Annotated in this window: 2 rRNA genes; both read left to right on the top strand. The window is 52.2% G+C overall.

What is annotated here, in order from left to right:
- Positions 1-104: ribosomal RNA gene (rrf, locus tag DNH61_RS01070) — 5S ribosomal RNA — on the top strand; the annotation flags it as partial.
- A 359-nt stretch (positions 105-463) separates the two neighbouring features.
- Positions 464-575, top strand: a 23S ribosomal RNA gene (locus DNH61_RS01065); the annotation flags it as partial.

The following is a 575-nucleotide window of genomic DNA, read 5'->3' as shown; positions in this document are numbered from 1 at the left end:
GCGGAGGGGATCCACGCGTTCCCATCTCGAACACGACCGTTAAGCCCTCCAGCGCCGATGGTACTTGGACCGCAGGGTCCTGGGAGAGTAGGACGTTGCCAAGCGGGTAACTAAATACCCAGATTATTTAACAGTAACGAGTCAACTTTCCAACATTTATGTGTTGAAAGCAAAGACTCCAGATGTTAAGATGATCTTCCTGCCGATGAGGCAGGCATTGCACCTTGAAAACTGGATAGCGAATGAAAGTCTAGAACATCGCTGCTAACTGCGACTCACATAAGCGAGTCGAACAGTTACAGCCAATTAGCTGATTAGTTCTAACCGTAATATGGCGGCTAGCCACATTACACAGCGAAGGATGTCGGTGAGGAGTGTTCTTTGCGCCACAGTCAAGAGACCGCTTTAGCGGTAACGAGACCGGGGTGCAAACACACGACGAAGCGATCATCCGGAGCGACCAGGTTAAGCTACTAAGAGCGCACGGAGGATGCCTAGGCACTAGGAGCCGAAGAAGGACGTGGCGAACGACGAAATGCCTCGGGGAGCCGTAAGCAGGCTTTGATCCGGGGATG

This window comes from Paenibacillus sambharensis (assembly GCF_003233845.1).
Taxonomy (GTDB): domain Bacteria; phylum Bacillota; class Bacilli; order Paenibacillales; family Paenibacillaceae; genus Paenibacillus_I; species Paenibacillus_I sambharensis.
Note: the sequence above shows the minus strand (reverse complement) of the source record. Positions and strands in the feature narration are given on the sequence as shown.